This is a genomic window from Bifidobacterium sp. AGR2158 (genome assembly GCF_000424225.1).
Classification (GTDB): domain Bacteria; phylum Actinomycetota; class Actinomycetes; order Actinomycetales; family Bifidobacteriaceae; genus Bifidobacterium; species Bifidobacterium anseris.
Map to the genome: position 1 here is coordinate 14640 of NZ_AUJM01000018.1, position 26308 is coordinate 40947.

Below are 26308 nucleotides of genomic sequence, written 5' to 3' on the forward strand. Positions count from 1 at the left end.
AAAAAGGCATCGATCCGCCGAGGGTGGACCGCCGCTGCCGAGGCGGCCTCCTATGATGGTCGCATACGCTGGCGCCGTGGCACGGCTACAATGAAGCGACTGGACCCGAACAAAGAAGGTGCGAGTGAATACGCTGAGTCAACGGTTGAAGAACCGCTACGGATACGCCATGACCGTGTTGCGCGGCCTGGTGAAGACCGATTTCAAGATGCGCTATCAGGGATCGTTCCTCGGCGTGGCATGGTCGGTGCTCAAGCCGCTGATGCTGTTCGCCGTCATGTATGTGGTATTCGCGAAGTTCATGCGCATGACCGACGGCACGCCGACCTTCCCGGTCGTGCTGCTGCTCGGCATCAGCTCATGGCAGTTCGTCACCGAGACGGTCGGCATCGGCCTGCGCTCGATCGTCGACCGTGGCGACCTGCTGCGCAAAGTGCACTTCCCGAACTACATCGTCGTCGTCTCCGCATCGATCGGCTCATTGATCTCACTCGCTATCAACTACGTCGTCGTGCTCATCTTCGCGATCTTCATGCGAGTGCAATTCACATGGCGGGTGCTGTGGCTGCCGCTCAACGTGCTCGAACTGTACATCATCGCGCTCGCGCTTGCGCTGATGCTCGCCACGTTCTACGTGTTCTACCGTGACGTGCTGCACATCTGGGAAGTGCTGCAGCAGATCATCTTCTACGCGATGCCAATCATCTACCCGCTGAGCTTCATCACGAAGAACCATCCGGAGTACAGCACAATCGCCAATCTCGAGCTGATGAACCCAATCGCGCAGACGATCCAGGACATCCGCCACAACTTCATCGCGCCGGCGACGCAGCCGACGGTCTGGAACACCTTCGGCTCATGGTGGGTCAAGCTGATTCCGCTCGCGATCACCGCGCTGCTGCTGTGGTTCGGCGTGTGGGTCTTCCGCAAGAATAGCCGTCGATTCGCGGAGGTGATGTGATGAGCGACAAGAACGTGGAGAACACTGTGGAAAACAACGACGTCGTCACAATCGACAACTACATGGACCAGCCGGTCGTGCTCGACGTCAATCATGTCGAGAAATGGTTCAAGCTGCCGACCGAACAGGCGAGCGGTCTCAAGCAGGCCTTCATCAACTGGACGAAAGGCATCAAGGGCTACAAGAAGCAGCAGGTGCTCAAGGACGTGACGTTCCAGGTGCACCGCGGCGAGTTCTTCGGCATCGTCGGCCGCAACGGCGGTGGCAAGTCGACGCTGCTCAAGATCATTTCGCAGATCTACTATCCGAACAGCGGCTCGGTGCATGTCGAAGGCAAGCTCGTGCCGTTCATCGAACTCGGCGTCGGTTTCAACCCGGAGCTCACCGGCCGCGAGAACGTCTATCTCAATGGCGCGTTGCTCGGCTTCACGCCCGAGGAGGTCGACGCGATGTACGACGACATCGTCGAATTCGCCGAGCTCGAGGACTTCATGGATCAGAAGCTCAAGAACTATTCGAGCGGCATGCAGGTGCGTCTCGCATTCTCGGTGGCGATCAAGGCGCAGGGCGACATCCTCGTGCTCGACGAGGTGCTCGCCGTTGGCGACGAGGCATTCCAGCGTAAATGCGACGACTACTTCACGAAGGTGCGGCAGGATCCGACGAAAACCGTCATCCTCGTCACGCATGACATGAGCGCCGTCAAACGCTACTGCACGCGCGCGATGTTCATTCAGAACGGCGAGGTCGCCGCGATCGGCGATCGCGAAACGGTGTCGGAAAGCTACACGCTCGCGAATCTCGAAGCCGCGCAGGAGGAGAACGAGCGCAAGCAACAGGAGGCGCGCGCGCACGGACGTGAGGAGTATCCGAACGGGCTCAACGAACGCTGCCCGCTGCTGCGCACCTACGGCGTCTCCCCGCTGATGCTGACGAGCGACGACGTCTTCCGTTTCGCCGTCGAATACGATTTCGACGAGACCGACGACTTCTATCTGGCGATTGCGCTGCACGACATCCGCCGCGGCGGCATCACCTTCGACACCGGCGCGCGCAATCCGCAGATGCATCTGACGAAGCCCGGCCACCACACCGTGTACTTCGAGATGCCGCTCGACCTGTTCAACAACGGCGAGTTCAGGCTTATCACGTCACTACGCACGCCGATCCCCGGCGACGACGCGATGACCGACGCCGTCGCCGTCGCGTTGGACGACAACGCGTGCACTTTCGTGATCCGCGACCCACGCAACACGAACTACGCGCTGATCAACAACCGTGCGCTGTCGATCACGCCGATCAGCGAGCAGGAGGCCGAAACCGCGGCCGCCGAACAGCGCGCGCACGAGCATGCGCAGGAACGCACCGAACAATAAGTCAACAATAGACTAAATAAGGAGTCGACATGAGCGGCACCGGCTTGCACCTATGGGCGGATGCGAAACGCACGTTCTGGAACGGCGTCACGCGCATGTACAACCGGCACAACGGCATCACGCCGCCGTCGGAGGCGGAACTCGCGCGGCGGTCGCGCGCGCACTATCTGATCGGCGAAGCCGGCTTCCCGAACTACGGTGACGAGCTCATCGCGCGCGAATGGGTGAAATACCTCGCGCAGGTCGATCCGGAGGTCCCGGTGATCTTCGATTGCCTGTGCGCGGGACCGGCGGCCGCGATCCTCTATGGACTGCACCCGAAGCTCACCGTCGTCGACACGATCGCGCAGCTATGCATCGTCGACCGCGAACGGCTGTTCAAAGCGCTGCCCGACGACGAACGCGCATCGACGCCGATCGAGTCGATTCCGGTCACGGCAATCGGTGCAGAGATGACGCGGGCGCTCGACGACGAAGGCTACGCGGCACGTTACGCCGCCGGCATACGGCTGCTCAACGAGCGCACGCAGGATCTGCACATCATCGGCGGTGGCTACATGCGCAGCTTCTGGAACGCGAATCTCGCACGGTTGAGCGCAGCGCAGTGGGCGCAGCAGCACAACATACCCGCAGTCGTCAGCGGCGTCGGACTCGAACCGCTCGAGGAGCGCGACCGCGCCTATGTGGCGGCGATTGCACGCGATATCACGGCGTTCTCATGCCGTGACGTGCCGAGCCGTGACGCGATCGACCCGGAACACCGGACGACGACGCTCGCACCCGACGACTGCTTCGTCAACGCGTTGGAAGGCGTTTATCTGCCCGACGACGCGCCGCTGCCGCAAACGATGGTATGTATGCAGCTCGATCTGGTCAGCGACCCGAAGGCGCTGCTCAAGCATATGGTCGCCGTGCTCGAAGCGTGGGGTGTGCCACGGGGCGAACGCATCGGCGTCGTCGAATGCATCCCCTACGATTCGCAGGACGCGATGCATATGCTCGCCGAACACGGATGGCAGCCGTGGCTGTATCCGATGCAGGATCTGCTCGAACGCGGATTCCCGGCGCAGGCCGGACAGCGATGGCTGTCGACGCGCTACCATCCGCATCTGCTCGCGGCGGCGCGCGGATGCTCGGGTTCGTTCATCGCCGTGCAGGAAGGCTACTACGACGTCAAGCACGAGGCGGTGCTGCGCATGGGCTCGCGTTGGACGCAGACGTACATCGGTCAGCGGGACATCCCCGCGCCGGGGCCTGGTTTCACCGACCCCGACGTGCGGTTCATGTACCGCAACGAGATCCGCCAGCAGGTCGCACCGCTGTATGGGACGCGATAGGGGCGGCCGGCGTTTGCCGCGGGTTGATCTGTCGGGCCAGTCGACGATCCGACCCACTAACTGCCCGATTCGCGGGTCGGATTGTCGACCGCGGCGACAGGTCGGGACGTAGCGTCCCAGTCCGTCGGGCCAGTTGACGAACCAACCCGGAACTTGGCTGCTCCGCGGGTCGGATCGTCGACCACGTCGACGGAACGGGACGGAAACAGGCTGCTCCGCGGGTCGGATTGTCGACACTGTCGACAGAACGGGACGCTGGCGGGATGCATTCCAGACTGAAACGACTGAGGGGCGCAGTTCACGGTTGAACTGCGCCCCTCAGTCATGCAATCCGGTCATCAGGCCGGAGCCATGCGGAACCTGGCTGCCTTACTTGGCGAGCTGGTTGTCCAGCGATGCAGGAAGGCGGCCATGTCCTGGCGGTAGACGCTCGTCATGCCTTCGAACCTCCACGTACCGTTCGCATTGCGGTAGCCGGTGGAGATGCCAGAGCCTCCCAGCCAGCGCACGTCGTCGGCGTGCGGTGTGGCGTTCGACACGTCAGTGAAGTCCGTCTTCGGCGTCACATCGCCGTCCTTCTTGCCCAGCTTGGCCAAGCGACGCAGGAACGCGGCCATGTCCTGACGCACGACCGGGCTCATGCCACGGAACGTGCTCGTGCCGTCCGACTCCTTCCAACCGGTCGAGATGCCCGCATGCGCAAGCCACAGGATGTCCTCGGCATGAGGCGTGCCGCGGTTGACGTCACGGAACGTGTTCCAATCAGAGGCCGACGGCTTCCACGTCGCCGCATCCGAGATGCCACGCTTGACCGCCTCACGACGCAGGAACGCGGCCATATCTTGACGCACGACGGCGCTCATGCCACGGAACTCGTATTTGCCGTCAGCCATCTTCCAGCCGGTCGAGATCCCGTTGTCCGCCAGCCACTGGATATCCTCATGATGCGGCGTCGACGACGACACATCACGGAACGTGATCGTCGTGGGAGCGGTCTTCACGGTCCAATGCGCATACAACGTCAGATCGCCGGTGACGGGCGTGCTGAAATCGTACTTGCTGCCGCCGGCCTTCGCCGTATACCAACCGTCGAAGGTGTAGCCGTCACGAGTCGGAGCGGCGGGAGCAGCGGCCGTCTTGCCGTGCTCGACCTTGGCGGCGGCGACCGCGGTGCCGCCGTTCGCGTCGAACGTGACGGTGTGCATGGTGCTTTCGAACCGTACCTGTGCGTGCAGTGGTTCGTGCGTGTCGCTGAACCGGTAGTCGTAGGAGACGAGACCGTCCGCGCTGGCCGGCGTCAGTACGGTGCCCTGCAACTTGCCGCCCGGCACGTTCGAGATGCGTGACACGTCAATACCCGGCGCGGCCTTCGCCAGATCCAACGAGGGGGCGGACACGGGACCAAACTGCTGGCCGGACAGATCCGGATCGGCGGATTCCGCGACACCGCCAATCCACAGCAGCCGATTATTGGAGAGATACAGATGGTCGAGTGCGGTGTTATGGCTCACATCCACCGAAGACAATTGATTGCCGTCGAGATTCAGCCATGTGAGCGCGGTGAAGTATTCGACGTCCTTCGCGGATTTGATGCCACGGTAGCTCTCTTCTATCGTGGTTACCTTGACCAATTCTGGTTGGCTGAGAACGCCGTTGTTGTTCATGTCGTATTGCCGAACCACGGTACGGAATGCCGTGCTCGGCTACGGCGGCATGATGATGTTGTGTCGATTCGCGACATGGGGACGGCAGCGAATAACGATTGGCTATACAATCAATACCATGATTCTTCAATGGGGAAGAATCATGGGAACAATATAAGAAGGAGAAGAGAGGAACACCATCATGTCCGGTGGGACAAGGAAGGGACTGCGCTGGATCAGCGCGCCATTGGCCGCGGCGATGCTGTGCACGATGATGCCCGCCACCGCCCAGGCGACCGACGTCGAAAATTGGGAGCCACAATTCGAGATCACCGAGCAGGGGCCGATGCGCGCACGCTCGCAGCAGGCGCAGCTGCCGCAGCTGGATGCCGAGCTGCTGCCCGAGCAATCCGACGAGCCGCAGCAATCGCGCAATCAGGACGCCGCTTATTACGATCTGAACGTCGAGCTCGGCGAAGGCGTCATCGGCGTCGCTCTTGTGCAGCTGCAGCAAGACGCCGTGTACACGCAGGCCAAGCAGAGTCTACGCAAGTGGCGCGAGGACGCTTACAACGATTCGCGCATCAAGTTCCATAACGACCGCGGCGATTACGTGACCGTGCAGCAGTGGTTGCTCGAGAAGAACATGAGCAAGGAGACCTATCTCTCCCCGAAGTGGGACAACACGTTGGAGCGCATCGCCATCCAGCGCGCATTGGAATCGACGTACACGCTGAATCATCTGCGCACCGGCAACGATTCCAACATCTGGACCGCGACCGTCGACGGCAAGAGCTCCTACGGCGAAGTGCTCGCGTTCCAGTGGAACACGAACTTCTCCGCAGCCTTCGACCTGTGGATGGGCGAGAAATCAAACTACATCCGCCATACCAACGGCGAAAGCGTCACCGAGAACGACTACGGCCACTACATGAGCATCATCGATCCGGGCTCCGCCAACATGAGCTTCGCGATGATCAACGGCGTGGCCGCCGGCGAAATCAACGGAGGCAACGGCGATACGACGCCGCTCAAGCTCAGGGGATCCTACATGCTGCCGATGGGCGTGAGCGACGACGTCGCACGGACCGCGCAGTTCGATGGCCTGCCGAGCCACTTCGCCGTGGGCAAGACGACTCCGGTGACGCTGTGGGCGAGCCGGGACGCATGGAACCCACAGGGCGCGTATTATGCCCCGATTGACCCCTTCATCATGGGCGAGTGGACCTCCGAGAACACCAATGCGATTACGGCGAACGGCTATGAACTCACGGCCGTCGGCCCGGGCACCGCTCATGTCGTGTTCGATTCCGGTACCGGCCGCAGCTGGTCCGGCGACCTCACCGTCTACCGTTTCACCGATGTCTCGGCGTCGACGCCGCATGAGGCCGATATCAACTGGCTGTCCGATTCAGGCATCACCAAAGGATATGCCAACAGCGACGGCACGACGCGCTTCGAAGGCATGACGCGCGTCTACCGTCAGGATATGGCGGCGTTCCTGCGTCGTGAGGCGGTCAAGCGCGGCATCGGCGACGCCAAGACGTGGAAGCCATCGGCGGCTGATTGGAACACGTTCCGCGACGTCAACCGTGGCACGCCGCACGCCGAGGACATCCTGTGGCTCGCCCACGCCGGCATCTCCACCGGCTGGAAGGAGAAGGACGGATCGTCCACGTTCCGTGGCATGAGCCCGGTCGTACGCCAGGACATGGCCGCGTTCCTGCGCCGGCTCGCCAAGCTGGGCGGCAAAGACGGCGGCGTGACGCCGAAGTATGACTTCCGTGACGTGAAGTTCACCGATCCGGGCAAGACGCCACATGCCGACGACATCGCATGGCTGGCCGGCTCGGGCATCTCCGAGGGCTGGAAGGTCGGCAACGCACGCGAGTTCCGTGGCATGAGCCCGGTCGTCCGCCAGGACATGGCCGCCTTCCTGCACCGCCTGGACAACCAGCTCGCCAAGTAAGGCAGCCCGGATCCATGTGGTTCCGGCCCGACGACCAGGTTGCATGACTGAGGGGCGCAGTTCAACCCGAACTGCGCCCCTCAGTCGTTTCAACCCCCATTTCCGGAACGCATCCCGTCTCGTTCCGTCGACTGCGTCGACAACCCCACCCGCAAAACAGCCCATTTCCGGGTCGTTCCGTCGACACGGCCGACAATCCGCCCCGTGGAACAGCCGGATTCCGGGGCGAATCGTCGACTGGCCCGACAAACTGACCCGCTACGGGGCGACCTGTCGCCATGCTCGACGATCCGACCCGCAAAACAGCCAGATTCCGGGCCGAAACGCCGACGGTGTCGACGAACCGACCCGCGGCACCCGCACCTCTCACGCCGGCAGCACGGATTCGATGATCTCCCTGCCGCGCAGCCGCTCAAGCCAATCCCGCGGTACGTCGCCAGAGCCGCCATGATACTGTATCGCGGCCAGCCCTCCTACGACGGCGGCCGTCGTATCGGTGTCGTCACCCAGATTGACGGCCGCACGCACACAGTCGGCGTAGCTGCCGGTCGTCGTCAGGCACCACAACGCCGCCGGCAGCGTGTGCAGCACATAGCCGGTCGATTCAATCGCCGAAACCGGCTGTTCCCAAATATCCGCATATCCGGCCGTCGACGCTGCCTCGCGCGGATCGGCGCCGTTGAGCAGGGCGCGCGCGGCATACACATAGGCGACGCACGCGTCCATGCTCGTCGCATGCGCATGCGTGATCGCGGAGACGGCGCGCACCTCGTCGTCGGTGGCATCGGTGAACGCGAGTGGCAGGATGCGCATCAGCGAACCGTTGCCGTTGCTGCGTTCGCCGTCACGCCCGACGCCCCGCCGCAGCGCCTCGCGCACGGTGATGCCGCAGTCGAACACGTTGCCGTCGATTGCGTACATGCCGTCACGCAGCCACATGACGAAGCGATGGCGCATGTCATCCACGTCAATCCGGCCGCCGCCCCGCCGCAGCGAATCGACGGTCGCCAACGTCATGCTCGTGTCGTCCGACCATGTGCCCGCCGGCTGCCGATGCGAGCCATAGCCGACCATATCCGTGCAGCGGAAGCTGCCGCGCGCCATGAACTCGTACGGCACACCCAGCGCGTCGCCGACCGCGACACCATAGATCGCCGGCCGCAGCAATGCCTGATGTTCGAACATCATCTCCCCTTTCACCGTTTCCCCCGCTGATCCGTTGCGACGATTCTACAATCTCGACGACCAATCCCGCGACACATCGCCGCTCCCGCTGTGAACAATCGATGGAGAACGTGGACGTCCGCGACTCATATACTGATATATCTTCTACACTGGCACCGGTAGCATATTCGCGGATTCCACCGCCGCGCGCCCGAATCCGCACCAGCATACGTTCAATCAGATGACCCAGAAGGGAATGATCATGTCCGCCGACGTGTTCCGTAAATCCATCGCGCTGCTCGCGAGCGCGGGCCTGCTGCTGTCGCTCGGCGCGTGTTCGACTTCGATGCCGTCCTCCGCCGAGGCGTCGAGCTCGGCGTCGTCGAGCGAGACGAGCCGCAACCAGTCGGTCGCCGACGACGGCTCGTCCGATGAGAAGCCGTCTCCGTCCGCCTCCGCCGACGCCGACCTTCAGGTGCCCGAAGGCAGCGCGCTCGACGTGCTCGAACAGCTGCCGGTCAAGGGCCGCGCGCCGAAGACCGGCTATTCGCGTGACCAGTTCGGCCCTGCGTGGAGCGACGTCGATCACAACGGTTGCGACACGCGCAACGACATCCTCAACCGTGACATGTCCGACAAGACGTACAAGGCGAATACGCATGACTGCGTCGTCGCGACCGGCGTGCTCAACGACCCGTACACCGGCAAGCGCATCGATTTCACGCGCGGCCAGGACACGAGCACGGCCGTGCAAATCGATCACGTGGTGGCGTTGAGCAATGCGTGGCAGACCGGCGCGCAACAGCTGAGCGAGGCGACGCGCACGCAGTTCGCAAACGACCCGTACAACCTGCTCGCCGTGGATGGCCCCGCCAATCAGCAGAAGAGCGATGGCGATGCGGCGACGTGGCTGCCGGCGAACAAGTCGTTCCGCTGCGAATACGTCGCCCGTCAGATCGGTGTCAAAAAGAAGTACGAGCTGTGGGTGACGCAGGGCGAACATGACGCGATGAAGAACGTGCTGTCGAGCTGCCCGACACAGCAGGTGCCGACCGACGGCGGCGTCATCACGCCGATCGAAGCGCAGTCCCCGGAGCCGACGGCGACTCCGGAACCCGCGCAGACCGCCACGCCGGCTCCCGCGCCCGCGCAGACTCAGGAACAGACGTACGAACCTGCCACGGAGTCGGACGCAAACGTCTATTACAAGAACTGCGCGGCCGTGCGCGCCGCTGGCAAGGCGCCGCTGCACCGCGGCGACCCCGGCTATGCGCCGAAGCTCGACCGCGACGGCGACGGCATCGCCTGCGAGTGATCGTCGCGCCACTGGCAGCGGCGGCACGACGATGCGCACGATGACTGATAATTGATGATCGATGAGGTGGACGTCAGGCGACGACGTCCACCTCATCGCATTCGTCAACGTGCATCAGTGCCGCGATGAGCGTCTCGTCAGCGTCAGCCGCGACCTCACCGTCCACACTGACCGCGACCTCACCAATCTCCCTGACTGCGCCAGCCGCCGTATCCTCACCGTCCGAGATGCCACGACGTGCCGATTCCGCCGCCGCACCGTCAACCGCCGCCGCAGCCTCGCCCATCTTCTTCCCCGCCTTCCCTCTCTCCGCGTCGGCCTGCTGCGGCTGGAACAGCGGAATCGTCATCTCGCAGTAGGCCTGCACGTCGAGCTGCATCAGCGCGGCGGCGGCCTCGGCGCGGTAGCGGTCGTCGCCGCGGTCGATCCGGCCGAGCACGATGAGCGCGAGATCGGCACCGACGTCGCAGTACAGCCGCCACGCCTGCGTGCGCGAACGGTAGCCGCCACGGTTCATCTGCGCCCATTTCGGCTCATGCGAGTCGGACAGTGCGATCGGCATCAGCAGCAATGTCATTGTGTCGACCATCTTCGTCACGGTGCGCAGCCTCGCGACGCCCGCTTCAAAACGCTGCACGTCGCGCGCCTCGAAACCTTCGACGAGGTCGGCGGCGAGCGACGCGCCGACGAGCGAACGCGCCACGTCACGCAGATACACCGGGTTCTCCCACAGCTTCATGCGCGGATACTCCTGCGTCTGCATGACCTCCGAGAGTACGGCGTCGGCTTTCGGCACGGCGCGGTCCCATAATGCGCGGTAGGAAATGACGAGTCGATGCGCGTCGTAGAGATATCGCCGATCCATTGCCGCCGTCGCCTCGGTATGGTTGGCCGGGTCGAGCTGCGGCAGATCCCAATGGCGCTGCACGGCGCGTGCGTAGTAGAGATCGGCCTGCACATGCAGATGCCGCAGATACGCGAGCGCGCGGCTGACTCGGCAGTCGGGTGCAACGCCCTGCAGCAGCAGATTCGGGTCCTGCCGCAGCAGACTGACGCCGAATTTCGGATCGGACAGCATCAGCGACGCGATATGGTTGCATTCGTCGATCGGCGAGCCCCAGCGCAGCAGACTGTATGCGGTGAGCCGATACGCCTGCTTGCGGTATTCGTCGATGTCCTCGCGGCGCTGCTTGTTCGTACCGTAGCGGTGTGCGGCGTCGGAGCTGACCCAGCGGTGCATCTGGATGCGGCTCATCGGGCGGATCGTCATCGGCATCATCGGGCTTGGTTTGCCGAGCAGTTTCGCCGTCGACGCGTCGGCGATGAGGCCGTGCAGCCAGACAGCCAAACCATTGCGCCGCACGCAGCGCGCCGTGTGCAGCATGAATGCGCGCGCCACGTCGACGATGGCATCGTCGAAACCAAGGGACGCGACGCCGATGAGCGACGCCCAGCAGGTGCCGCCGAACAATTCCGCCGCGAGTTCGAGAATGCGCGCGTCCACCTTCCCTTCGCTGTTGCGCATCCGTTCGCGCACGACGCCGCGTTCGTCGCACGACTGACCATCGTCGACGACGTTGATATCGTCAGCCGAACTTCCGTCAGCCGAACTTCCATCGTCGAAGAGGACACGGGCGGGCGCGACGCCGTCGTCGCGGCGTTCCGGATGCTGGATCGGGTTGGCGTCGTCGTCGATGCCGTCGAACGACAGCGCTGACGATGCGACGACCTGTTCGAAACGCGAGGTCAGCGCGGCGAGCGTCGCTAGAAACGCCTCGGAATCGAAGGTGTAGGTATCGCGCATGGGTGCTCCTTACCGCCGCGGGATGCGGCTACCACACCGTCGGCGGCCATCGCCGACGTCCCACGTCCACCCTCGCATGCCGCCGGGCTGCGCCGCCACCGCCGCACAAACGATTGTGGATATGTGGACAGCGGGCGTGTCATCCACAATGCGACGGCGAATGTGGATACGCACATCGCGACGCTCACCGTGCGCGAAGCCGCGGCCATTCAGGCATTGTTCAGACCGCCTTGCTAGATACAATCACGGTAGTGAACGTGCACGGCCCCAGCGGGCGCGCGCACATCGGGAACAATCAACGGGAGACAACGGATGTTCGTTGCGAAGAACGCATGGTCCGCGTTGCGCCGTCACCCCTGGAGGAACCTGCTGACGCTCATCGTCAGCCTGCTGGTCACCCTCTGGTCGGCCTTCGGCGTGGCCGTGCTGCACGAGTACAACGAGGCGCATGGCGCACGCTACGACCAGCTGGCACCGCTCGGCGTCTTCACGCCAAGCGACCTGAGCAAGGTGCAGGCGCAGGGCGACAACGCCGATTCGACGAAGAACTACATGACGTGGGACGCCTACAACGGCATCGGCGCCGCAGCCAACGAGAAGAACGCGACCTTCGGCTACACGCTCATCGATTCGGTGCCGGTGCGCGGCGACGGCAAACTCAAGCCGGTCGCCGGAGCGCAGCAGGCGGACGTCGACGCCGACGAAACCGGCGGCGACTTCACCTTGCAGTCCTACCTGAGCGAGCAGGCCGTCGCCGCGAACAGCTACGGCAGCTACCGGATCGTCGACGGCAAGGGACTCGGCTACGAGGACGTCACCCGCCACGATCTCATCATGTCGAAGTCGCTCGCCGACAAGAACGGCATCAAGGTCGGCGACAAGGTCACGCTCGGCAACGCGAAGGACGCGAAAACGACCTACAACTACACGGTGTGCGGCCTGTACGAATACACCGATCCGGCCTCCGGCAGTGCGCAGTTCGCGAAATACGTGCGCGACAACGTGCTCTACACGACCTACTATTCCTTCGCCGCCGACGATCTTGACCCGCTCGATGCCTCCGGCTGGCAGCGCCCCGACGTCAACGTCGTGTTCATGTTCCAGGGCATCGCCCAGTACAACGCCTTCAAGCAGGCGGTCAAGGACGTCAAACTGCCGAGCGGCTACCGACTGTCCTCGCCGACGATCGACCAGTACGAGCGTTCGCTCAAGCCGCTCGACTCGCTCGCAGCGAACACCCGACTCATGCTGATTGCGCTGTGGTCGATCGGCGGCGCGCTGCTGCTTGCGCTCACGCTGCTGCAGGTGCTGCCGCGTCGCGAGGAAATTGGCTTCGCGCTGCAGGTGGGCGTCACGAAGGGGCGCCTTGCATGGCAGTTCATGAACGAAATCCTGTGGCCGACGCTGCTCGGCGCCGCGATCGGTCTGATCGTCGGCTGCTGCACGGCGAATCCGCTCGCCGGCAACTTCGTCGACGGCCACAGCTTCACGTTGCCGGGCGCGCTCGTGTGGAACCTCATCTGGATCAGCGTCATCGGCTGCCTTGTGCTCGCGGCGATCGCCGGCATCCGCGTCGCCGCGTTCCCGACCGCGCAACTGTTCGCGTCGCCGTATCTGACGCGCGACGACGAGGACAGCGCGGATGATCGCACGGATGATGACGCGGATGATCACGACGACACGGCATCGACGACGGAAAAGGAGCAGGCATGACCGACGAACAGACGACGACGCCCGCGAAGGACGCCGACGAAACGACCGACGGCGGCACGACGAGCATCGCTTACACAATCGATTATGACGATGCGCCGGCAATCTCGATCGACGGCACGAGCGGCATCGAAGAGCTCGCCGAGGAACTCGACGACTCCGCCGACACTACTGCCGATGACACCACTGCCGCGACTGATGGCGATACGACCGACACGACCGATGACGCCGGAAACGCGACCGCCGCAACTACCTCCCCCACCGCCGATGACGCGGCGTCGGTATCGGCGTCCGTGTCGGCGACGCTCGACAAGGAGAGCCGTCACAGCGACGCCGACGACGCCGTGTTCCGCGCCTATCCGATGCTCGCCTTCGACGGCGTCGGCGTCGACGACCGCAAGACCCACGAACACATCTGGGACGATCTGACATTGCGCTGCGAAGCCGGCCGCAGCTACGGCATCCTCGTCGACAGTGACGACGACCGCCGGCACAACACGCTCGTCGCGCTGCTGACCGGTTTCCTGATGCCGACGCGCGGCCGCGTGCTGACGAAGACGACGTCCTTCGCCGATCTCAGCCCGCTCGAGCTGCGCGGCCACCGCATCGGCGCGATCCTCGCGATGTGGCCGCTGCGCCGCGAGCTGAGCGCCGCCGACAACCTCATCTATACGATGGACGCGTCCGGCCGCAACTTCCTCAAGCCGATCCCGGTCGTCGCGCAGGACCTGCTGCGTGCCGTCGGCTTCACTGATTCCGCCGATTCCGACACCGCCGATTCCGCCGATGATTCCGCCGCGATTGCGACTGCCGATCACGCGCGCACCCGCGTGCGCGATCTCGACGCCGTCGACGCGTCGCGCGTGGCCGTCGCCCGCGCGATCGCGACCGATCCGGACATCATCGTCGCCGACGAACCGACGGCCGCGCTCGACGGCGACGACGCGACGACGATCCTCGATCTGCTGTGCGCGCAACTGCACACCGACACGAAGGCGCGCACCGTCATCGTCGTCACCGCCGACCCGCAGGTCGCCGCTCAGCTCGACGAGACAATCGATCTGCGCTGAGCAGCCCCGCCGACTCTGACAACAGCGGCATCACGCGGAACCGCCCGAACGATCTTCGATGATCGTTCGGGCGGTTCGTGTATCGTGCCATGCCCAGATCAGCTGGCGCGCTCAGGTCAGCTTCTGGTGGTAGTGCTCGGCGAGCGCGGCGACCGGCGGCTCGCCGTATTTGCGCACGAGTTCGAGCCATTCGTCGCGGTTGGCCTCGCCGAAGCGCGCCGCCTTGCGCGCATAGGTCGCGGACGTCAGGAAGCGCGGCGGCACCGATTTGCTGTTGTATTTATCGGCGACCATGACGATCTCCTGCTCGAGGTTGAGCGGCACGTAGTCGTCCGGCGGCAGCGGCAGATGCTGCCGCGCGACCGCCTCCTTGGTGAGTCCGACGCCGGTGTGGTTGCGCGCGAACTGCGCAATCGACTCGTCGATGCCCTCGTCGAGCAACAGCCGGTAGCCGAGCAGTCCATGTTCGATGTAGTTGTCGCCGAATTTGAGCGGACCGCCGTTGGCACCGTTCTCCCGAAGCACGAGATACGTGCCGATGTCGTGCACCATCGCGCCGCGCACCGCCGTATCGACGTCGATGTAACGCGGCGGCACGAGTCCGCCTGCGACACCGTCGGTCGGCGGCACGTCGACCTGCTCGGCGTGCACATCGGTCAATGTGCAGCGTCGCATGAACAACGCGTTCTGACGATGCGCGAGCCGCCGCGTGATGTCGGCGACGATGACGCAGTGGGTGTGGATGAGGTCGTATGCGGCCTGCGACGGCGCAACCTTGCGGTGCACCGCGTCGATCTGCTCAAGTGTGGGAATCGTTCCGGTCATACCGTCATCGTAACGCCGCCCGCCGTACACTCCCTCAGGGTATTCCGGCAGGCAAAGGCGGTGGCAGCGGCATGCCCTCATCAACCAACCTACCCAGATTGATGAGACGTCTACCCAGATTGATGAGATTGATCAGATCGCGCGGATGCGGTAGTCGCCGGTGCGGTTGGACGCGACGATCATCTGGTTGTTGCCGAGCTCACGCCAGCCTTCCGTTTCCGGCTGCGCGTAACCGGAGCTCGTCACGACGACGCCGCGCAGCGACGTGTCGTCCGTCGCGCCGGCGAGGTCACGGTAGCGCAGCACCGCGTAATCCCCGGCTTCGTTGGCGCGGCCGTAACGCGCGTAGACGTCGACGACGCCCTGACGCGTCGGGCCGCCGCTTTCGGCGCGCAGCGCGATGAACGTGTCCTTGCTTTGGATCATGCAGTTGTAGCTGCTGAGCGGATACGCGGCGCGCAGCTCCTTGACGGCTTGCGCGAGCGCCTCCTCGAGTTCGTAGCCGACGCCCAGATACTGCAGCACTGTCGCGAAGTAGATCGCGGAATCGGAACGGCCGCCAGTTTCCTGGACGAGGCTGTGGTCGATCGGATATGAACGGTTCGTCGTGATGTTGCGGCCCTGCTCGTCGGAGATGTCGCCGTTGTGGATGAAGCTTAGCCCGTTCGCGAAGAACGGATGCTGGTTTTCGAGGATGAGCGGCAGGTTGGAGCTGGCGAGTCGCAGATGGAACAGCGCGCTGCGCGCTCCGACCGACGCGAGTTCGTCGAAGATCGGGTCGTAGTGGGCGGCGATTGTGTTGCGGTACAGCGCGGAACCGGTCTCCGGCGACGGCGCGCCGCCGTCGGTCACATGGGCGGCGGCCATCGGTTCGGTGATGAGCGCGGCGCCCCAGCCGTCATTGTGGATGACGCTCAGATCGCGGAACGCGGCGCACGCGCGCATGCCAAGCACCTGATGAAGGCTCGCGTTGACATCGTTCGTGGCGTATCCAAGCAATCTGCACATGGTGGATACTGTAACTGCTGCCTGTTGCGCGCGCGTGCGTTTCTCGCATTTTCGCTATCGGTTTTAGTTCTGACGTCCTCAAAGGCGCCCGAATGGCGCCGCCGACACCGCCGCCGTCACATGATGCGCTTGAGGCGGGGCGGGCGCACCGTGGACAGGAAGAGCGGCTGCACCTCGGTGACCGGGTCGTACGGCGCCAGGCCGAACCATTTGATCGGCGAGCCGGCCACATGACGGATCGCGTACTTGACGCGCAGCGCCATCGCGCCGCCGGACGACACCTTCGATTCGGGCATGAGCTCCTTATGGATCAGCACGTAGCGGATCGGCCCGATCTCGGGATCGGCGTCCACCTTCGGATAGCGCGTCGTCTGCTTCGGCAGTTCGCCCGAGCGCAGCAGGTCGTGCATGATCTGATGCAGGTACGCCGGAATCGACTGCGAGACCTTGAAGCCGAGGCGCATGCGCACGCGGAACACGTAATCGGTGCCGAAAGTCTCCACCGAGTATTCGCGTGTGAACGGCTCGTCGGCGGTTTCGACGGAGACGGCCCACCATGCGCGCGCACGCTTCGGATGGTTCGCGAAGATCGAGAAGAAGATGTCCGTGTCGAATCGGCCCATCTCCTGATCGCTCGTCAGGTAGACGATGTTGTCCGAATAATACGGCACCGCCGCATCCTCATGGAGCCGCTGCAGCACCGGCAGGCACTCCTTTGCGCTCATGTGGCGCCGCTGCGCGCGTTCGAGCATCGTACCCTGATCCCACGTGTACATGACGCCGAGGATCGCGAGCATGAGCAGCATCGTGAACCAGCCGCCGTGCAGGAACTTCGCCATCGACGCGACGAAGAACATGACCATGATCGACGGGAACACGATCGCGAACAGCACAGCGGCGAATCGCGAACGCAGATGCCACAGGTAGACGGTCACGAGCACCGACGTCATGATCATCGTGACGGTGAGCGCAAGGCCGTAGGCGGCGGCGATGTGCTCGGAATCATGGAAGATCAGCAGCACGGACACCGTCGAGACGCACAGCACGGCGTTGATCATCGGAATGTACAGCTGTCCGCGCGTGCGCGACGGATACCGCACCTGCATATGCGGCATCCAGTTGAGGCCGGTCGCCTCCGAGACGATTGTGAACGCGCCGGAGATGAGCGCCTGCGAGGCGATGATGCCGGCGGCCACCGACAGCACGACGGCCACGCCGCGCACACTCGGCGTCATCATCGCAAAGAACGGATTCGGCACCGACTTCAGATAGGCGGCGTCGCCGATATGGTTCATGATCCACGCGCCCTGCCCGAAATAGCACAGCACAAGCGCGAGGTTGACGAAAGGCCACGTCAGGTAGATGTTGCCGCGTCCCACATGGCCCATGTCCGAATACAGCGCCTCGGCGCCGGTGATGGACAAGAACACCGTTCCCATCAGTGCGATGCCGGCGACGTTCTGTCCGCTGAACAGGAACGTGATGCCGTGCACCGGGTTGAGTGCGCGCAGCACGCTCCAGTCGCCCGACATGTTCACGAGTCCGATGACGCCGATGAACAGGAACCAGACGAGCACGATCGAGCCGAAGACGCGTCCGATGCTTTCGGTGCCGCGCGACTGGATCGCGAACACGCACAGCAGGATGACGAGGGCGATCATCTCGGTGAGCCCCGAGTTCTCCTCGAAGACGCGTTCGAGCCACGGCAGCGTCGTCAGGCCTTCGACGGCCGAGCTGATCGACATCGCCGGCGTGAGCACCGAATCCGCCAGAAACGCGGCGCCGCCGATCATCGCCGGCACGGCGAGCCATTTGCCGTAGCGGCGCAGACGCGAATAGAGCGCGAGGATGCCGCCTTCGCCGTGATTGTCGGCTCGCATGCAGATGAGCACGTATTCGACGGTCGTGATGAGCGTCATCGACCAGAACACGAGCGAAAGCATGCCGATGACCGATTCGTCGGTCGTGTTTGCCATGCCACCGCGCCCGTAGAGGAAGGTCTGCATCGTGTACAGCGGCGACGTGCCGATGTCGCCGTAGACGACGCCGAGCGCGACGAGCGCCATCGCGAGCGACACCTTGTCGGGGCTTGATTGGAGTCTACGCCATGCGCGTCCGACAGGGCCCGACGATCCCGTCGATTCGAGGCGTTCAGCCTGCGCCTGGCGGAGCTTGTGCTCCTTGAGGATCTCCTCGCGCTCCTGTTTGGTCAGCACCTTGTGGGAGACCTTCGGAGCTTTCGTGTATTGGGCGGCGCGCTTGAGCAGCGTGTCCTCGCCGTTGTCTTCCGGCTTTGCAGCCATCGCGGTTCCTTTCACGAGCAGGATCCGGCCGGCCGCATCATCGGGTTCTCCCCGTCGTTGTTCGCTTATCTTCGGCCGCGCGGATCCGCACTTGCAAAATATGCAATAGGGAACACTATCGCGTCACGCAAGCCGACTTATGCCACGTTTTCCTACAGCATACCGCCGCCCATATCGTCGAGGCCACCGCCTACACCGCGTCATTCGCTCCGCCGCACGCAGCCGCCAGACGGCCGCCGCACGGCGTGTCACACAACTGTCGCAGTGCCATCACACAGCCGACGCGCGGCTTCATGACGCCGTTTGCGCAGCTATGCGCAATCGATTATCCATCCGATTGCGCGGCCGCGCTCACACGCCGTACACTTCGCGTGTCGTCGCCCGCGTCGCCCGCGCGACCTCCTCGATCGGCATCTCAAGATATTGGGCAAGGGATTGCAAAGTGTATGGAATCATATACGGCGCATTCGTCCGTCCGCGGTACGGCATCGGCGTCAGATACGGCGCGTCCGTCTCGACCATGACGTGGTCGAGGCCGACGATCCTCGCCGATTCGCGGATGCCGTCGTTGCCTTTGTAGCTCGACGTGCCCGAAAGCGACAGATACCAGCCGTGCTCGCGCGCGATCTGCGCCATCTCAGCGTCGCCCGAATAGCTGTGGAAGACGGTTTTGCGCGGCGCGCCGTCGGCGAGCAGCGTTTCGATGACGTCGCGGTGCGCGTCGCGGTCGTGAATCTGCATCGGCAGGTCGAGTTCCTTCGCGAGCGCGATGTGCGCGCGGAACGCGTCGCGCTGCAGCTCCTTCGCGCTTGCGCCGGTGCGGAACAGGTCCATGCCGGTTTCGCCGATCGCGACGACCTGCTTCGGGTAGGTGACGGCGATGCGGTGCACTTCGGCGATCGCGTCGTCGACGCTCACGTCGTGCCACGGCTTGTAGCGCACCGGCAGTCCGTCGGGGCCGGGTGCGCCGCGATGGCCGTGGAGGACCGATTCGTTCGGGTGGATCGCGATGGCCGCGTGCACGACGCCGGGGTGTTCCCTCGCCATGTCGACGGCCGTCATCAGGTCGGGCAGTTCGCAGCCGGAATCGATGACGCCTTCGACGCCGACGGCGGCCGCTTGTTTGAGCAGTTCATCGACGCTGTAGATGGGCACCGGGTCCTGTCCGCGTTCCTGCGCCTCATGGCTCATCGCCTGCGAGAACGGCACGACGGAGGCGACATGCGTGTGGTTGTCGATGACCTGCGCATCGGCGGGCAACGCCGGCGGCGCGGGCGCCCAGTTGCGGTCGCGGTGTTTTTTGCTCATGCCCTGCTCGCACCTTCCGATTCCGATTCCTTGCCGGCGTCGTCGTAGGTCACCGCGAAGATGCGCGCCGATGGCACGTCGTCGTTCGCAACCGTCAGGCACACCGTCTGCGGATCGACTTGTTCGATCGTCCATGGTTTCGCGCTCGGCGCGTGTTCCGGATGCGCCGGGTCGGGGAAGACCTGCGTGATGTGCGCGCCTTCGCCGAGGTTCAGATACATCGAGCTGATGCCGCCGCGCCGCCACACAGCGAGGTATTCGCGGTGGCCGTGTTCGCCGATGATGCCGGCGACCTCCGGGTACAGGTCCTTCGAGATGCGTTCGTCGTGCCGCAGGCCGTAGGCGAGCCATGTGTCCCGAAAATCGGGCAGTTCGTACGGCCACCACGGCATCACATGGCCTTGTTCGTCGAGCACCTTGCGGTGCAGAGCGACGGCGTCGCGTACAAGCGCGAGGCGCATCGGATCCATGCGGTTGATGAATCCGGACAGGTACAGACGCCCGAGGATGCCGGCGGTCAGCGTGAAGACGGCCTTCTCGTCGTCCATCTCCTCCTGCGCGTAGCCCCAGTTGCCCTGCTGTTCGGGCAGGACCGTCATGCCTGCGCCGGCGGCGATCGCCGCGTAGACGAGCGGATCGGCCTGGTCGGAGGTCGACTGCAGATCGAGTCGGCCGAGCATCGCATAGTCGGCGCGCATCGCGCCCGAGCCGCAGTTCTCGATAATGACCTCGGGATGGCGGCGGCGCACGTCGTCGATCCAGTCCTGCACGGCGCGGCAGTGTTCGAGCAGCCCCTCACCGACCGAGTCGACGTGCACGTCGGTGCCGACGCCCGGCATCGTGTTGTAGTCGAACTTGAAATAGCCGATGCCGAATTCGTCGATGAGACGGTCGACGGTCGCGTTCGCATGTTCGCGCGCCACCGGCGAACGGAAATCGAGATGGTAGCGACCCTGGTCGGCGACGCGGCGCCCGTGCCGGCAGAAGAACGCGTCGTCAGGCAGCTCCTTGGCGATCGGCGAACGCACGCCGACGACCTCCGGTTCGAGCCACAGGCCCGCGATCATGCCGTGCGCCTGAATGTCGTGGATGAGTCCGGCGAGGCGCACGGTGCCGAAACGGTCGCAGGACGGCTGCCATTCGCCGACCATGTCCCACCAGCCGCCGCCCTCGTCGTCATACCAGCCGGCGTCGATGCAGAAGACGTCGGCGCCGACCTTCGAGGCGCCTTCGACGAGCGGCAGCTCCTTCTCAATCGTCGGATCGCCCCACAGCGTGTTCATGTAATCGTTGTAGACAACGCGCAGCAGCGTATCGTCGAAGACCCCGGAACGGCCCTGCGCCGCCGCGTGGTGGCGGCGCAGCACGCGGCGGTGCACCGTCATCTCGGCGACGACGCGCTGCCAGTCGCCGGCGCAGATCGCGAAGGCGACAGGCACGGAGATGAAATCGTTGCCCTCGCCGAGCATCGTGAACCACTGATGGTCGCGGTATTCAGGACCGTAGGCGCTCACGCGGATACCCGGATCGTCCTCGCCGATCTCCCACTCCCACGCGCCGTTGTGCTCGATCTGCCACATGAACGAGAAGGGACGCGCGGCGACGTCCTCGCTGAAGCCTTCGACGATGCCCGCCGGCTGGTATTCGCCGGTCGACCACGTCGACGACGAGCTGCGCGCGAAACGCGCCGACGACATGCCCGGGTTGACGTGCTGGTCGCGGTCGCGCAACGGCGTCGCGCGCAACGGCTGGCAGCTCCACGCGTTCTCGAGATCCCATGAGCTTTCGCCGGAGTAGATGAGCGTCTGCGCATCGTCGAGACGCGCGGCCGCGAGCGGCAACGTCACATTCATCGACGAGACAGCCTCGACCGGGTATTCGTCGTCGTTGTGCAGCATCGTATAGGTGCGCACGGCGCTCAGGCCGGTGCGCGTCTTGAACACGGAGATGACGAGCGGACCGTTGCCGTTCGGGTCACGCTGCACAATCGCGAGCGCGTCCATCGGCTTGGCGTTCGGGCCGCTGCCCATGCTTTCGTCGGCCGGCGGCGAGACGAGCAGCGCCTTGACGAAACGCAGTTTGAGTCCTGCGGCCGAGGCGGCGAGCTGCAGACGGTTGTCGCCGCCGCCGTCGATCGACGAGCGCAGTTCGACGATCGGTTGCGCGTCGGGTTCGCCGGGGATGTTCGCGTCGACCGGCGACATGCCGCGTCCCGACAGGCCGACGAGCCGCACTGGTGCGGCGTCCGAGGCCTCGAACACCATCGTGATGACGCCGTTGCCCCAGACGAACCGTCCGGCGGCGTCGGGGATCAGCCGACCCGCGATGCGTTCCTCGCCACCCAGCATTCGCTCCACTACGCCAGTCATCGCCGTCGCCTTTCCTCCATGCTGCCCGCATGCGGCTCCGTGCCCGTGGGAATCCCACGGGTCGCCGATGCCGTCCGCATCGTGATCCGTCCTCGTCCATTTCCTTTGATTCCATTATGCACGCGAGCCTGCCGCCGCCGGTCGCGCTGTGCCCTGCGGTGAAACGCGCCGACGGATGCCCGAGTGTGGCAGCAACGACCACGATATACCGCCGACACGCCGACGCCGACGCCGGTTTGCATGGGCGGCGGCATGTGCACATAATGCAAGACGACCATTTCATTCGCCGGATGAACTATCCATCCGTTCCGGTGAACCGCAGCGCACAGGAGCTCTGAGACCACCGATGTACGTCAATCCGAAACGCAACGAACACGCCGGCAACCTGCGCTGGCTCATGGCGTATTGCAAACCCGACCTGCCGCGCGCGATCGGCGCGATCATCCTCTACTTCGTCAGCGCCGCGATGGCACTCGTCACGCCGCTGATCTCGGCGCGCATCGTCGATCAGGTCATCGAACAACGGCAGCTCAAACTGCTCGCCACGTTGTGCATCCTGATGATCGTCGTCACGATCGTGCGCGATGCCGCCTACTACGGCAACGCGATGTGGATGGAACGCTTCGGGCAGAACACCGTCTTCCGTCTCGTCAGCGACGAATACGAGAAACTGCACACGCTCGACTTCAACTACTTCAACCACACGCGCACCGGCGACATCATGAGCCGCATGACCTCAGACACCGACGCGATCCGCCATCTGCTCAGCTGGGTGAGCTATCAGGCGATCAACTGCGTCGTCATGTTCGTCGGCGCGCTCGCGATGATGACGTCGATCGACTGGCGGCTCGCACTCGCGCTCGCCTGCGTCACGCCGTTCCTCTTCGTGCTCACGCGCAAGCTGTCGCAGCACGCGAAACCGCTGTTCCTCGCAATCCGCAATTCGCTCGCGTCGATGAATTCGATGGTCGAGGAGAACATCGAAGGCAACCGCGTCGTCAAGGCCTTCGTGCGCGAAGACTACGAGACGGAGAAATTCGACGAACGCAACGACGACTACATGGAACGCAACATGGACATGGCACGTAACACGCGCCGCTACATGCCATGGCTCGACGGCCTCGGCTTCTCGCTGCAGCTCATCACGATCGCGCTTGGCGGCTTCCTTGTCCTGAAAGGCAACATGACGCTCGGCGGCCTCGTCGCGTTCAGCTCGTATCTGTGGATGATTGATTCGCCGGTGCGCCAATCAGGATGGCTCGTCAACGACTGGCAGCGTTTCAACGCCTCATGCGTCAAGATCCGCCGTCTGCTCACGGCGACGCCGCGCATCCAGGAGCCGCACGCCGACGCGGCGGCTGCTGCGACATTTGAGTCGACGACTGGATCGGCGGCCGACTCGACTTCTGCCTCGACGTCCGCCGCGCACACGACGGTCGCCGCGACCCCCGCGCACATCAACGGCTCGATCCGCTTCGAACACGTCGACTTCTCGTTCCCCGACGATCCGGACACGCCAATCCTGACGGACATCGATTTCGCGATCCCGGCGGGCGCACGCCTCGGCATCCTCGGCGAAACCGGCGCCGGCAAATCGACGCTCGTCAACATGATCGCGCGCTTCTACGACCCCACGCGCGGACGCGTACTCATCGACGGCATCGACGCGCGCGACTGGCCGCTGCACACGCTGCGCTCGCAGGTGAGCGTCGTCGCACAGGACACGTTCCTGTTCTCGGACACGATCGGCGGCAACATCAGCTTCGGTGTCGACGGCGCGCACGCCCCGACACCCGAATACATCAGGCACATCGCATTCATCGCCGGCGCCGACGACTTCATCGAACGGATGCCCGAAGGCTACGACACCGTCGTCGGCGAACGCGGCGTCGGCCTGTCGGGCGGCCAGAAGCAGCGCCTGTCGCTCGCGCGCGCAATCGCCGACGACCCGTCGATCCTGATCATGGACGACACGACGAGCGCAGTCGACATGGAGACGGAAGCGAAGATCAGGCGACACCTCAACGAACTCGACGGCGACAAGACGATCGTGACGATCGCGCACCGCATCTCGTCGATCAAAGACAGCGACCTCATCCTCGTGCTCGAGCACGGACGCATCGTCGAACGCGGCACGCATGAGCAACTCGTCACCAAACACGGCAGATACTGGGCGATCTACCACAAGCAGCTCGGCGCACAGTCCGGGCAGGCGCAGGGATACGCCATCGACGACGAGACGGGCGCGCGCTGAGCGCGGCACACGCAGAAAGGAGGAGACAGCAATGGCGAAACGCAACACCTTCCGCGAAGACGAGGAACTCGAAGAACAGATCAATCTCAGCGACCTCAAACGCATCACCGTCTACATGAGGCCGTACCGCGCGCGCATCGCGAAAATCGTGGCCGTCGTCATGTCGATGAGCTGCATCGCCGTGAGCGTGCCGTATCTGACGAAGGTCGTCATCGACGACGTGCTGCCGCACGGCAACTACGGGCTGCTCGGATGGATATCGGCGATCATGCTCGTGCTGATCGTGCTCTACGAGATCGCGCTGCGCTACCGCACGTTGGAAATCACGCGCGTCGGGCAGATGATGCTCAAGGACATGCGCCGCGACCTGTTCACGCACATCCAGACGCTGCCGTTCAGCTATTTCGATTCGCGGCCGCACGGCAAAATCCTGATCCGCGTCGTCAACTATGTGAACACGCTGTCGGACACGCTCAGTTCGGGACTGATCAACGTCATCTCGGACGTGTTCACGTTTGTCATCACGTTGGTGATCATGTTCGTCATCGACTGGCGGCTCGCGCTGTGGAGCCTCGTCCTCTTCCCGCTGCTCATCATCGCCGTGCGCGTGCTGCAGCACTTCCAGCGCAAGGCGTACCAGAACCTCTCCAACAAGCAGAGCAACCTCAACGCCTTCATCCACGAGTCGATCGCCGGCGTCAAGACGACGCAGACCTTCGCGCGCGAGCAGGAACAGTACCACACGTTCCAGGAGCAGCAGGGCGCCGTGCGCACGGCGTGGATGCGTTCGGTGCATCTGCAGTTCCTGATGTGGCCGAGCATCGAAATCATCTCGATGAGCACGATGGCGCTGCTGTACTACGTCGGCATCATGAACATCGGCGGCGTCGCGGCGACGACCGGCACACTGATCGCGTTCATCGGCTATGCGAACAACTTCTGGAACCCGGTCATCAACATCGGCAACTTCTACAATCAGCTGATCACCTGCTCCGCGTATCTCGAACGCATCTTCGAGACGATGGATGTGCAGCCGGAGATCACCGACGCGGACGACGCTGTTGCACTGCCGCCGGTGCGCGGCAAAGTCGATTTCAACGACGTCGTGTTCCGCTACGAACCGGACAGCAGGAACATCCTCAATCTCGTGGATCTGCACGTCTCCCCCGGGCAGACGGTCGCACTCGTCGGGCCGACCGGCGCCGGCAAGACGACGATCATCAATCTGCTGTCGCGGTTCTACGACGTGGCGGAAGGGTCGGTGACGATCGACGGATACAACGTACGCGACGTGACGCTCGCGTCGCTGCGGCGGCAGATGGGCGTCATGCTGCAGGATACGTTCATCTTCTCCGGCACGATCCGCGACAACATCCGCTACGGCAGGCTCGACGCGACCGACGAGGAGATCGAGCGCGCTGCGAAGGCCGTGCATGCGCATGAATTCATCGAACATCTGCCCAACGGCTACGACACGGTCGTCGAGGAGCGCGGCGCGACGTTGTCGATGGGACAGCGGCAGCTCATCGCCTTCGCGCGCGTGCTGCTCGCCGATCCGCGCATCCTGATCCTCGACGAGGCGACGAGCAACATCGACACGAAGACCGAGGAGGCGCTGCAGGCCGGCCTCGAGCATCTGCTCGTCGGACGCACGAGTTTCATCATCGCGCACCGGCTGAGCACGATCGAGAACGCCGACGTTATCTGCTTCATCGACCACGGGCAGATCGTCGAACAGGGCACGCACGACGAGCTGATGGCCAAGCGCGGCCACTACTGGCGGCTCGTCGAGTCGCAGTACGCGATGATCACGGACGCGGTGGAGTAGGGAAAGAAAAAGCCGGCGGAGAGAAGGCCGCCGGCATTTCATAGAGAGAAGAGAGAAGAAGGGT

17 protein-coding genes are annotated in these 26308 nt (G+C 64.0%); 9 read left to right on the top strand and 8 right to left on the bottom strand.

Translation table 11 applies throughout. The features are described from left to right. Positions 1–124: 124 nt before the first annotated feature. The 3 genes from G606_RS0107680 to G606_RS0107690 are packed head-to-tail and all read left to right on the top strand — an operon-like array spanning position 125 to position 3674. Complete coding sequence (locus G606_RS0107680) at positions 125–961, top strand: ABC transporter permease (RefSeq protein ID WP_026645470.1); 837 nt, start codon at positions 125–127, stop codon at positions 959–961. Continuing rightward, positions 961–2337 (top strand): ABC transporter ATP-binding protein, encoded by a 1377-nt coding sequence (locus G606_RS0107685; RefSeq protein WP_026645471.1) that lies wholly within the window; start codon positions 961–963, stop codon positions 2335–2337. Before G606_RS0107680 ends, G606_RS0107685 begins: the two co-directional genes overlap by 1 nt. A 29-nt stretch (positions 2338–2366) precedes the next feature. Further along, a complete protein-coding gene (locus G606_RS0107690; protein WP_026645472.1) occupies positions 2367–3674 on the top strand; it encodes a polysaccharide pyruvyl transferase family protein in 1308 nt (435 codons plus the stop codon). Positions 3675–4012: 338 nt separating this feature from the next. On the opposite strand, the gene G606_RS11485 is transcribed toward G606_RS0107690, so the two are convergent. After that, positions 4013–5338 (bottom strand): InlB B-repeat-containing protein, encoded by a 1326-nt coding sequence (locus G606_RS11485; protein ID WP_081664124.1) that lies wholly within the window; start codon positions 5336–5338, stop codon positions 4013–4015. 181 nt (positions 5339–5519) lie between these two features. On the opposite strand from G606_RS11485, the gene G606_RS11225 reads away from it, so the two are divergent. Beyond that, positions 5520–7286 (top strand): S-layer homology domain-containing protein, encoded by a 1767-nt coding sequence (locus G606_RS11225; protein WP_155802841.1) that lies wholly within the window; start codon positions 5520–5522, stop codon positions 7284–7286. 366 nt (positions 7287–7652) lie between these two features. On the opposite strand, the gene G606_RS0107705 is transcribed toward G606_RS11225, so the two are convergent. Continuing rightward, the gene (locus G606_RS0107705) at positions 7653–8471 is read right to left on the bottom strand and encodes an ADP-ribosylglycohydrolase family protein (RefSeq protein ID WP_155802843.1); all 819 of its coding nucleotides are present in this window, start codon (positions 8469–8471) and stop codon (positions 7653–7655) included. A 220-nt stretch (positions 8472–8691) separates the two neighbouring features. On the opposite strand from G606_RS0107705, the gene G606_RS0107710 reads away from it, so the two are divergent. Then, positions 8692–9765: a GmrSD restriction endonuclease domain-containing protein gene (locus tag G606_RS0107710; RefSeq protein WP_231371460.1), complete on the top strand. Its 1074-nt coding sequence runs from the start codon at positions 8692–8694 to the stop codon at positions 9763–9765. Positions 9766–9838: 73 nt separating this feature from the next. Here G606_RS0107710 and G606_RS0107715 read toward each other — a convergent pair whose 3' ends face one another. Next, positions 9839–11569, bottom strand: a complete 1731-nt coding sequence (locus tag G606_RS0107715; RefSeq protein WP_026645476.1) for a hypothetical protein — start codon at positions 11567–11569, stop codon at positions 9839–9841. Between the two features lie 312 nt (positions 11570–11881). Here G606_RS0107715 and G606_RS0107720 point away from each other — a divergent pair, with 312 nt between their 5' ends. Next, positions 11882–13282: an ABC transporter permease gene (locus G606_RS0107720; RefSeq protein WP_026645477.1), complete on the top strand. Its 1401-nt coding sequence runs from the start codon at positions 11882–11884 to the stop codon at positions 13280–13282. Then, the gene (locus G606_RS0107725) at positions 13279–14349 is read left to right on the top strand and encodes an ATP-binding cassette domain-containing protein (protein ID WP_034524006.1); all 1071 of its coding nucleotides are present in this window, start codon (positions 13279–13281) and stop codon (positions 14347–14349) included. The genes G606_RS0107720 and G606_RS0107725 overlap by 4 nt, the downstream gene beginning before the upstream one ends. 111 nt (positions 14350–14460) lie before the next feature. Here the strand turns inward: G606_RS0107725 and G606_RS0107730 are convergent, their stop codons facing one another. The 5 genes from G606_RS0107730 to G606_RS10285 form a co-directional block, all read right to left on the bottom strand. Then, the gene (locus G606_RS0107730; protein ID WP_026645479.1) at positions 14461–15174 is read right to left on the bottom strand and encodes an HD domain-containing protein; all 714 of its coding nucleotides are present in this window, start codon (positions 15172–15174) and stop codon (positions 14461–14463) included. 132 nt (positions 15175–15306) lie between these two features. Further along, positions 15307–16182: a class II glutamine amidotransferase gene (locus G606_RS0107735; protein ID WP_026645480.1), complete on the bottom strand. Its 876-nt coding sequence runs from the start codon at positions 16180–16182 to the stop codon at positions 15307–15309. Between the two features lie 116 nt (positions 16183–16298). Next, on the bottom strand, positions 16299–18485 hold the full coding sequence (locus G606_RS0107740; RefSeq protein ID WP_026645481.1) for a KUP/HAK/KT family potassium transporter: 2187 nt from the start codon (positions 18483–18485) through the stop codon (positions 16299–16301). A gap of 351 nt (positions 18486–18836) precedes the next feature. Next, positions 18837–19793: a TatD family hydrolase gene (locus tag G606_RS0107745; protein ID WP_026645482.1), complete on the bottom strand. Its 957-nt coding sequence runs from the start codon at positions 19791–19793 to the stop codon at positions 18837–18839. After that, positions 19790–22162: a glycoside hydrolase family 36 protein gene (locus tag G606_RS10285; protein ID WP_101671152.1), complete on the bottom strand. Its 2373-nt coding sequence runs from the start codon at positions 22160–22162 to the stop codon at positions 19790–19792. Before G606_RS10285 ends, G606_RS0107745 begins: the two co-directional genes overlap by 4 nt. A gap of 346 nt (positions 22163–22508) precedes the next feature. On the opposite strand from G606_RS10285, the gene G606_RS0107755 reads away from it, so the two are divergent. Together G606_RS0107755 and G606_RS0107760 are read left to right on the top strand one after the other, a co-directional pair. Beyond that, positions 22509–24416 (top strand): ABC transporter ATP-binding protein, encoded by a 1908-nt coding sequence (locus tag G606_RS0107755; RefSeq protein WP_026645483.1) that lies wholly within the window; start codon positions 22509–22511, stop codon positions 24414–24416. Positions 24417–24447: 31 nt separating this feature from the next. After that, positions 24448–26244: an ABC transporter ATP-binding protein gene (locus G606_RS0107760; RefSeq protein WP_026645484.1), complete on the top strand. Its 1797-nt coding sequence runs from the start codon at positions 24448–24450 to the stop codon at positions 26242–26244. The last annotated feature ends 64 nt before the right edge of the window (positions 26245–26308 follow it).

What these genes read in the sequence shown, in the direction of transcription:
- G606_RS10285 (WP_101671152.1), bottom strand. Translation starts at nt 22,162, where the DNA reads ATGACTGGCGTAGTGGAGCGAATGCTGGGTGGCGAGGAACGCATCGCG.
- G606_RS0107755 (WP_026645483.1), top strand. Translation starts at nt 22,509, where the DNA reads ATGTACGTCAATCCGAAACGCAACGAACACGCCGGCAACCTGCGCTGG.
- G606_RS0107720 (WP_026645477.1), top strand. Translation starts at nt 11,882, where the DNA reads ATGTTCGTTGCGAAGAACGCATGGTCCGCGTTGCGCCGTCACCCCTGG.
- G606_RS0107740 (WP_026645481.1), bottom strand. Translation starts at nt 18,485, where the DNA reads ATGGCTGCAAAGCCGGAAGACAACGGCGAGGACACGCTGCTCAAGCGC.
- G606_RS0107735 (WP_026645480.1), bottom strand. Translation starts at nt 16,182, where the DNA reads ATGTGCAGATTGCTTGGATACGCCACGAACGATGTCAACGCGAGCCTT.
- G606_RS0107710 (WP_231371460.1), top strand. Translation starts at nt 8,692, where the DNA reads ATGACCCAGAAGGGAATGATCATGTCCGCCGACGTGTTCCGTAAATCC.
- G606_RS0107760 (WP_026645484.1), top strand. Translation starts at nt 24,448, where the DNA reads ATGGCGAAACGCAACACCTTCCGCGAAGACGAGGAACTCGAAGAACAG.
- G606_RS0107715 (WP_026645476.1), bottom strand. Translation starts at nt 11,569, where the DNA reads ATGCGCGATACCTACACCTTCGATTCCGAGGCGTTTCTAGCGACGCTC.
- G606_RS0107690 (WP_026645472.1), top strand. Translation starts at nt 2,367, where the DNA reads ATGAGCGGCACCGGCTTGCACCTATGGGCGGATGCGAAACGCACGTTC.
- G606_RS0107685 (WP_026645471.1), top strand. Translation starts at nt 961, where the DNA reads ATGAGCGACAAGAACGTGGAGAACACTGTGGAAAACAACGACGTCGTC.
- G606_RS0107705 (WP_155802843.1), bottom strand. Translation starts at nt 8,471, where the DNA reads ATGTTCGAACATCAGGCATTGCTGCGGCCGGCGATCTATGGTGTCGCG.
- G606_RS0107725 (WP_034524006.1), top strand. Translation starts at nt 13,279, where the DNA reads ATGACCGACGAACAGACGACGACGCCCGCGAAGGACGCCGACGAAACG.
- G606_RS11485 (WP_081664124.1), bottom strand. Translation starts at nt 5,338, where the DNA reads ATGAACAACAACGGCGTTCTCAGCCAACCAGAATTGGTCAAGGTAACC.
- G606_RS0107745 (WP_026645482.1), bottom strand. Translation starts at nt 19,793, where the DNA reads ATGAGCAAAAAACACCGCGACCGCAACTGGGCGCCCGCGCCGCCGGCG.
- G606_RS11225 (WP_155802841.1), top strand. Translation starts at nt 5,520, where the DNA reads ATGTCCGGTGGGACAAGGAAGGGACTGCGCTGGATCAGCGCGCCATTG.
- G606_RS0107730 (WP_026645479.1), bottom strand. Translation starts at nt 15,174, where the DNA reads ATGACCGGAACGATTCCCACACTTGAGCAGATCGACGCGGTGCACCGC.